The organism is Streptomyces macrosporus (assembly GCF_039533145.1).
In the GTDB taxonomy this organism is placed as follows: Bacteria; Actinomycetota; Actinomycetes; order Streptomycetales; family Streptomycetaceae; genus Streptomyces; species Streptomyces macrosporus.
Genome location: NZ_BAAASZ010000020.1, coordinates 720,612 through 728,168 on the forward strand (window position 1 = coordinate 720,612; position 7,557 = coordinate 728,168).

Here is a 7,557-nt window from a genome sequence, read left to right on the forward strand (position 1 = left end):
GCCGTCGCGCACTGGACGGCGGCGGGGAAGGAGGTCGCCTACCTGCTGGTGACGCGCGGCGAGGCCGGGATCGACACCATGGCACCGGCGGAGGCGGCGCGCGTGCGGGAGGCCGAGCAGCGGGCGAGCGCGGCCGCGGTCGGGGTGGAGAGCGTGGAGTTCCTGGACCATCGGGACGGGGTGATCGAGGAGGGCGTCGCCCTGCGCCGCGACCTGGCCGCCGCGATCCGCCGCCACCGGCCCGACCTGGTCGTCACCCTCAACCACCACGACACCTGGGGTCGGAACTGGTGGAACACCCCCGACCACCGGGCCGTCGGACGCGCCACGCTGGACGCGGCCGGCGACGCGGGCAACCGCTGGATCTTCACCGACCTGGCCGAGGCCGGACTGGAGCCCTGGAGCGGGGTGCGGTGGGTGGCGGTCGCCGGGTCGCCGGAGCCGACGCACGCCGTGGAGGTGGGGGAGGAGGACGTCGAGCGGGCCGTCGCCTCGCTCGCCGAGCACCGCGCGTACATCACGGCGCTCAGCGACAAGGACCCCGTCGCGTACGCCCGCGAGGTCGTCACCGGTGCGATGGACGAGATCGCCGGCCGCACCGACGGGCGGCGCGCCGTGGCCTTCCAGCTGTACCCCAGGGGTTGAGGGGGCCGGGCGCCGGCGCCCCTCGGCCCGCCGCCGAGGCGCCCGGCGCCCGTGTCCGCCGCGCGGCCGGCCGCGTCACCCGCCGTCCGGGGCCGGCCGGCGGAGCCGGGTGAGGAGGGCGAGCGCGGCGACCGGCACCAGCAGGGCGGCCCCCATCGCGTTGAGCGCGCCGTAGCCGGCCTGGGAGACGACCAGGCCGGAGAGCGCGCCGCCCGCGCCCGCAGCGGCGTTCATGGACAGGTCGGACAGCCCCTGCACGGCCGCGCGGGCCTCCTGCGGCACCGAGTCGGTGAGCAGGGTGGAGCCGCCGATCAGCCCGGCCGACCAGCCCAGGCCGAGGAGGAACAGGCCCACGGCGGCCCGGGTGTGGTCGCCGTCCGCCGTGCCGGCCGTCAGCGCCGCGCACGCCGTCAGCGCGACGCCGATCGAGACGACGGAGATCCGGCCGAGCCGGTCGCAGAGCCGGCCCATCAGCGGGGAGAAGGCGTACATGCCCGCGATGTGACCGCTGATCACCAGGCCGATCAGCTCGATGTCCGCGCCGTGCCGGCCGAGGTCGACCGGTGTCATCACCATGATCGAGACCATGGCGGTGTGGGAGCACACGATGGCGGTCAGGGCCAGCCGGGCGTGCGGCGAGGCGGCGACGGCGGCCACGCCGGCCCGCAGCGACCGGCCCTCCGCCGACGCGGGGGAGGCCGCGTCGGCGGAGGCCAGGGCGCGGGCGGTGAGCAGGGGGTCCGGGCGCAGCAGGACGAACACCAGCGCGGCGGCCAGCAGGAAGACGGCCCCGCCCCACAGGAAGGGGCCCGCGGCCTCGGGGACTCCCAGACCCGCCACACTGCGCCCGGCCGGGGCGGCGATGTTGGGGCCCAGGACCGCGCCGACGGTCGTGGCCCACACCACCGTGGAGATGGCCCGGCCGCGGTGGGCGGGCTCGGCGAGGTCGGCGGCGGCGAACCGGGCCTGGAGGTTGGCCGAGGACCCCGCGCCGAAGGCGGCCATGCCCAGCAGCAACAGCGGGAAGGCGCCGGCGACGGCGGCGAGGACCACGACGACGCCGCCCACCGCGCCGACCAGATAGCCCAGGGTCAGGCCCGCGCGGCGACCGCGCGCGGCCGTCAGGGCGGCGAACGGCAGGGACAGCACGGCCGTGCCCAGGACCGTGGACGTCGTCGCCAGCCCGGCCAACACCTCGGAGCCGCCGACCTCCTCGGCCAGCACGGCCGCCAGCGCGATGCCCGTCGCCACGCCCAGCCCGCCCAGGATCTGACTCGCCACGAGCACGGCGGTGGTGCGGCGGCGCAGCGCGGCCAACGCGTCCCCGGAGAGGGCGGGGAGGGCGCCCCGGGAGGTTTCCGAGGGGGTGTCGGCCGTCGCGGAGGTGTCGGTCACGACGGGCAGTCTGCCAGGGGCCGGCCGGCCGGGAAGGGGTGGGGAGGCGGATTCTTCCCCGGGGCCCGCCCGGTGCGCGCCGGGGCCCACTCAGAACAGCGGCGCGGGAAGGACCCCCTCCAGCGCGAGCAGCGCCCGCTTGGTCTCCAGCCCGCCGCCGAACCCACCGATCCCGCCGTCGCTCTCCACCACCCGGTGGCACGGCACCACCACCGGCAGCGGGTTGGAGCCCATGGCGACGCCCACCGCGCGCGCCGCGCCCGGCTCGCCGACGCGGTCGGCCAGGGTCCGGTACCCCACGACGCTGCCGTAGGGCACGGACTCGGCCAGGACCCGCAGCACCCGTCCGTTGAACCCGGAGGTCAGCGACCAGTCCAGGGGCACGGAGAACTCCCGCAGTTCGCCGCGGAAGTACGCGTCGAGCTGCCGGGCCGCCTCGGCCGGCACCGGATCGCCGTCGCCGCGCACGGGCTCGACGCCCAGCCGCCCGGCGAGCCGGGCCAGGGACCGGCGGACCGTCGGCCCGTCGGCGTGGAAGACGACGGTCACCAGCCCCCGCTCGGTCGCCGCGAGCAGCAGCGGGCCGATCGGGGTGTCCCGCACGGTCCAGGCCAGGGCCGCGGCGGAGGGCCCGGCCGCCGGTGCCGCCGGTGCCGTGGGTGTCGCCGGTGTCTCGGTCATGTGTCGAGCCTACGGGCCGCCACCGACGACGGCCGCCGGTTTCCGGCACCCGGCCCGGACGGCTCAGCCCAGGACGATGCCGCGGACGAGGTCGCCGACGTCCGTCAACCCGGCGGACAGGAAGGAGTCCTCGGTGTCCTCGGCGTCCCGGTCCTCCTCGGCGTCCCGGTCCTCCTCGTCGGGAGCGCTCCGGGTGGCGTCCCGGACGACGTCGGGATTGTTGGAGATGATCCCGTCCACGCCCGCGCCGGCGACCCGGCGGGCCGTCTCCGCGTCGTTCACCGTCCAGGTGAAGACCTCCAGGGGCTTGTCGTGCGGCCCCTTCAGCGCGTGGACCTCCCGCACGTACTCCGCGGACAGGTTGGTGTGCGGCGGGTTGATCTGGTCGACGAACTCCGCGTAGCGCGGCAGGTCGCCGACGGCCGGGGTGCCCAGGAAACCGGTCTTGACGGCCGGCGCCAGCCGGTGCACGGTGCGCATCGAGTCGGCGCCGAAGCTCTGGACGATCAGCTTGTCCCGCACGTGCCGCCGGTCCAGCCAGCCCGCCTCCCGCAGCTCCCGCAGGACGTCGGCCTCGATGCCCGGGTACAGCTCGGGCTTCTTGATCTCCAGCAGCAGGTTCTGGCCGGTGCGGTCGATGTGCCGCAGGTACTGCCTCAGGGTGGGCACCCGCTGGCCCGCGAACCGCGGGGCGAACCAGCTCCCCGCGTCCAGCCGGGCGATCTCGGCGGCGGTGAAGTCCGCCACCTTCCACGGGGCGCGGTCGGGGAAGAGCTGCTCGACGTTGGTGGTCCGGGCGAGGTTGTCGTCGTGGAGGACGACCAGCCTGCCGTCCTTGGTGCGCTGCACGTCGTTCTCCACCCACGCGATGCCCCGCTCGTGGGCCGCGTCGACGGCGGCCAGGGTGTTCTCGGGGGCGTAGGCGGAGGCGCCGCGGTGCGCGACCGGCACGGGGGCCTGCGCGTCGGCGGCGCGCGGGGCGTCGGCGCGGGAAGCGTCGGCACGGGGAGCGGCCTGGACGGGGACGGCGGCGAGGACGAGCGCGCAGAGGCCGGCGAGTGAACCGGTGACGGCGGCAGCGGGGCGTAGGGACACGAGGACTCCTCACGTCTTCGGTGCACTGACTCCAACTGACTCCAAGAGCATTCCGGCATCCGGGAGCGGATACGTGGGCGGGAAGTGGACAGAACCTGAACGCCCCAAGGAAGACCCTCGCCCGTCGGCCGTCCGGTGCCGGCCCCGGATGTCGGTGGGGAGCCGTACGGTGGGGACATGCGGCCCGTGACTCAGATCGAACGCAAGGTGGCGCCCTTCGAGGTCGTCAGCCCCTACCGGCCCAGCGGTGACCAGCCGGCTGCCATCGACGAGCTGGAGAAGCGCATCAGGGCGGGCGAGAAGGACGTCGTCCTGCTCGGCGCGACCGGCACCGGAAAGTCGGCGACCACCGCTTGGATGATCGAGAGGCTCCAGCGGCCGACCCTGGTGATGGCGCCGAACAAGACGCTCGCCGCCCAGCTCGCCAACGAATTCCGCGAGCTGCTGCCGAACAACGCCGTCGAGTACTTCGTGTCGTACTACGACTACTACCAGCCCGAGGCGTACGTCCCGCAGACGGACACCTACATCGAGAAGGACTCCTCCATCAACGAGGAGGTCGAGCGGCTGCGGCACAGCGCGACGAACTCGCTGCTCACCCGGCGCGACGTCGTGGTGGTGGCCTCCGTCTCGTGCATCTACGGCCTGGGCACCCCGCAGGAGTACGTCGACCGAATGGTGCCGCTGAAGGTCGGCCAGGAGATCGACCGGGACGAGCTGTTGCGCCGCTTCGTCGACATCCAGTACACCCGCAACGACATGGCGTTCACCCGCGGCACCTTCCGGGTGCGCGGCGACACCGTCGAGATCTTCCCGGTGTACGAGGAGCTGGCCGTCCGCATCGAGATGTTCGGCGACGAGATCGAGGCCCTCTCCACCCTCCACCCGATCACCGGCGAGGTGGTCTCCGAGGACGAGGAGCTGTACGTCTTCCCCGCCTCCCACTACGTGGCGGGCGCCGAGCGGATGGAGCGGGCCATCGCCGGGATCGAGGCGGAGCTGGAGGAGACCCTCGCCCGGTTGGAGAAGCAGGGCAAGCTGCTGGAGGCCCAGCGGCTGCGCATGCGGACCACCTACGACATCGAGATGATGCGGCAGATCGGCACCTGCTCCGGCATCGAGAACTACTCGCTGCACATCGACGGCCGGGAGAAGGGCTCCCCGCCGCACACCCTGCTCGACTACTTCCCCGAGGACTTCCTGCTGGTCATCGACGAGTCCCACGTCACCGTCCCGCAGATCGGCGCCATGTACGAGGGCGACGCCTCGCGGAAGCGGACGCTGGTCGACCACGGCTTCCGGCTGCCGTCCGCGATGGACAACCGGCCGCTGAAGTGGGAGGAGTTCCTGGAGCGCATCGGGCAGACGGTCTACCTGTCCGCCACGCCCGGACCGTACGAGCTGTCGCGCTCCGACGGCGTGGTGGAGCAGATCATCCGCCCCACCGGGCTGGTCGACCCGGAGGTCGTGGTCAAGCCCACCGAGGGGCAGATCGACGACCTGGTGCACGAGATCCGCACCCGCGTCGAGAAGGACGAGCGGGTCCTGGTCACCACGCTGACCAAGAAGATGGCCGAGGACCTCACCGACTACTTCACGGAACTGGACATCCGGGTCCGCTACCTGCACAGCGACGTGGACACCCTGCGCCGCGTCGAGCTGCTGCGCGAGCTGCGCGCCGGCGAGTACGACGTGCTGGTCGGCATCAACCTGCTGCGCGAGGGCCTGGACCTGCCGGAGGTCTCGCTGGTGGCCATCCTCGACGCCGACAAGGAGGGCTTCCTGCGCTCGGGCACCTCCCTGATCCAGACCATCGGCCGCGCGGCGCGCAACGTCTCCGGCCAGGTGCACATGTACGCCGACAAGATCACCCCGGCGATGGAGAAGGCCATCGAGGAGACCAACCGGCGCCGGGCCAAGCAGATCGCCTACAACGAGGCGCACGGCATCGACCCCCAGCCCCTGCGCAAGAAGATCAACGACATCGTGGCGACGATCGCGCGCGAGGAGGTCGACACCCGGGAGCTGCTGGACACCGGCTACCGCAAGGCGGGCGCGGGGGAGGACCGCAAGGGGCGGGCCCCGGTCCCGGCGCTCGGCCGCGAGGCGCGCGGGAACGGCGGAGGCCCGGGCGGGAAGGGCGGCAAGGGCGCCAAGCGGCCCACCGACCGCCCCGCCGCCGAACTCGCCGAACTGATCGAGGAGATGACCGAGCGCATGCGGGCCGCGGCGGCCGAGCTGCAGTTCGAGGTGGCCGCCCGACTCCGTGACGAGGTGGGCGAGTTGAAGAAGGAGTTGCGGCAGATGAAGGAGGCGGGGCTGAGGTAGCGGGAAGTGTTGCAAGACCGACACAAAGCCGCTCGACGCCGCTCGGCCCCCTCGGCGCAGTGCGTAGGGTTCGTGACAGCCGTCGGCGATGACGGCCGATCGCAGGGATGGAAAGAGGGGAACGCGCGTGACGGTCAACTTGTCCAAGGGGCAGGCGGTCAGCCTGCGGAAGTCCGACGGGGGCACCCTGACCGCGGTGCGGATGGGACTCGGTTGGCAGGCGGCTCCCCGCCGGGGCCTGTTCGGACGGCGCACCCGGGAGATCGACCTCGACGCCTCGGCCGTGCTCTTCGCCGACAAGCAGCCCGTGGACGTCGTCTTCTTCCGCCATCTGGTGAGCGACGACGGCTCCGTGCGGCACACCGGCGACAACCTCGTCGGCGGTGCCGGACAGGGCGGTGACGACGAGTCGATCCTGGTGGACCTCCAGCGGGTCCCGGTCCACATCGACCAGATCGTCTTCACCGTGAACTCCTTCACCGGCCAGACCTTCGCCGAGGTGCAGAACGCCTTCTGCCGGCTGGTGGACGAGACCAACGGCCAGGAGCTGGCGCGCTACACCCTCACCGGAGGTGGCGAGTACACCGCGCAGATCATGGCCAAGGTGCACCGCCAGGGCGACGGCTGGCAGATGACCGCCCTGGGCACCGCGGCCAACGGCCGCACCTTCCAGGACCTGCTGCCGACGATGCTGCCGCTGCTGTAGGCACGGCGGCACGGCGGCTCCCGGGCCCGGCGGAGGCACCACCTCCGCCGGGCCCGTCGCCACCGCGTGCCGCGGAACGACGGAGCGCCGCGGAACACCGCGGAGCACGAGGGAACACACCAGGAGGGGGCGCGGCGATGACGGCCGAGCTGGTCCGCGGACAGAACCACCCGTTGTCCGAGACCCGTCTGGAGATCCGGGTGTCCGCCGGAAAGCCGGTCGTGGCCGGGGCGACGCTCAACGACGAGGCGGGGCGGCTGCGCGAGCCCGGCTGGATCGCGCACCCCGGCTCCCCCCGCCTGCCCGGGCTGGAGGTCTCCCGGCAGGCCGCCGCCGACCACCGGCTCGCGGTGGACCTGGGCGCCCTCCCGGACGGTGTGCACCGGGTCAACGTGCTCCTCGCCCTGCCCACCGGGATCGGCGGACCGCCGTCCTTCGGGGCCCTCGCCGCCCCCCTCGTCGCCGTCACCGGCCCGGACGGCACCGAGGTCGCCACCTACACCGTCACCGGCCTCGACGCCGAGTCCGCCGTCGTCGCGGTGGAGCTCTACCTCCGACAGGGCGTCTGGAAGGTCCGCGCGGTCGGCCAGGGGTACGCGGGCGGCCTCGCCGCCCTGCTGGAGGACCAGGGCCTGCCCCGGGCCGGCGAGTTGGCCGCCGTCATCGAGGAGGCCGTCGGGCAGGGGAGGGCCCGCTCCGTGGCGCCC

Annotated in this window: 6 protein-coding genes and 1 pseudogene; 4 read left to right on the forward strand and 3 right to left on the reverse strand. The window is 73.6% G+C overall.

What is annotated here, in order from left to right:
* Window positions 1-645: pseudogene (locus tag ABD335_RS15230) on the forward strand (PIG-L deacetylase family protein); the annotation flags it as partial.
* 75 nt (window positions 646-720) lie between these two features.
* On the opposite strand, the gene ABD335_RS15235 reads toward ABD335_RS15230, so the two are convergent.
* The 3 genes from ABD335_RS15235 to ABD335_RS15245 all read right to left on the reverse strand — a co-directional run bounded on the left by ABD335_RS15235 (window position 721) and on the right by ABD335_RS15245 (window position 3,816).
* Window positions 721-2,040: an MFS transporter gene (locus ABD335_RS15235; protein WP_344322973.1), complete on the reverse strand. Its 1,320-nt coding sequence runs from the start codon at window positions 2,038-2,040 to the stop codon at window positions 721-723.
* A gap of 90 nt (window positions 2,041-2,130) precedes the next feature.
* Window positions 2,131-2,721, reverse strand: coding sequence for a methylated-DNA--[protein]-cysteine S-methyltransferase (locus ABD335_RS15240; RefSeq protein WP_344322976.1), 591 nt, complete (start codon window positions 2,719-2,721; stop codon window positions 2,131-2,133).
* A gap of 63 nt (window positions 2,722-2,784) precedes the next feature.
* Complete coding sequence (locus ABD335_RS15245; RefSeq protein ID WP_344322978.1) at window positions 2,785-3,816, reverse strand: glycerophosphodiester phosphodiesterase; 1,032 nt, start codon at window positions 3,814-3,816, stop codon at window positions 2,785-2,787.
* Between the two features lie 177 nt (window positions 3,817-3,993).
* Between ABD335_RS15245 and uvrB the strand changes: the two genes are divergently transcribed.
* The 3 genes from uvrB to ABD335_RS15260 form a co-directional block, all read left to right on the forward strand.
* On the forward strand, window positions 3,994-6,144 hold the full coding sequence (gene uvrB / locus ABD335_RS15250; RefSeq protein ID WP_344322980.1) for an excinuclease ABC subunit UvrB: 2,151 nt from the start codon (window positions 3,994-3,996) through the stop codon (window positions 6,142-6,144).
* A 127-nt stretch (window positions 6,145-6,271) separates the two neighbouring features.
* The gene (locus tag ABD335_RS15255; protein ID WP_344322982.1) at window positions 6,272-6,850 is read left to right on the forward strand and encodes a TerD family protein; all 579 of its coding nucleotides are present in this window, start codon (window positions 6,272-6,274) and stop codon (window positions 6,848-6,850) included.
* Window positions 6,851-6,987: 137 nt separating this feature from the next.
* A partial coding sequence (locus tag ABD335_RS15260; protein ID WP_344322984.1) for a TerD family protein occupies window positions 6,988-7,557 on the forward strand: 570 nt, incomplete at its 3' end.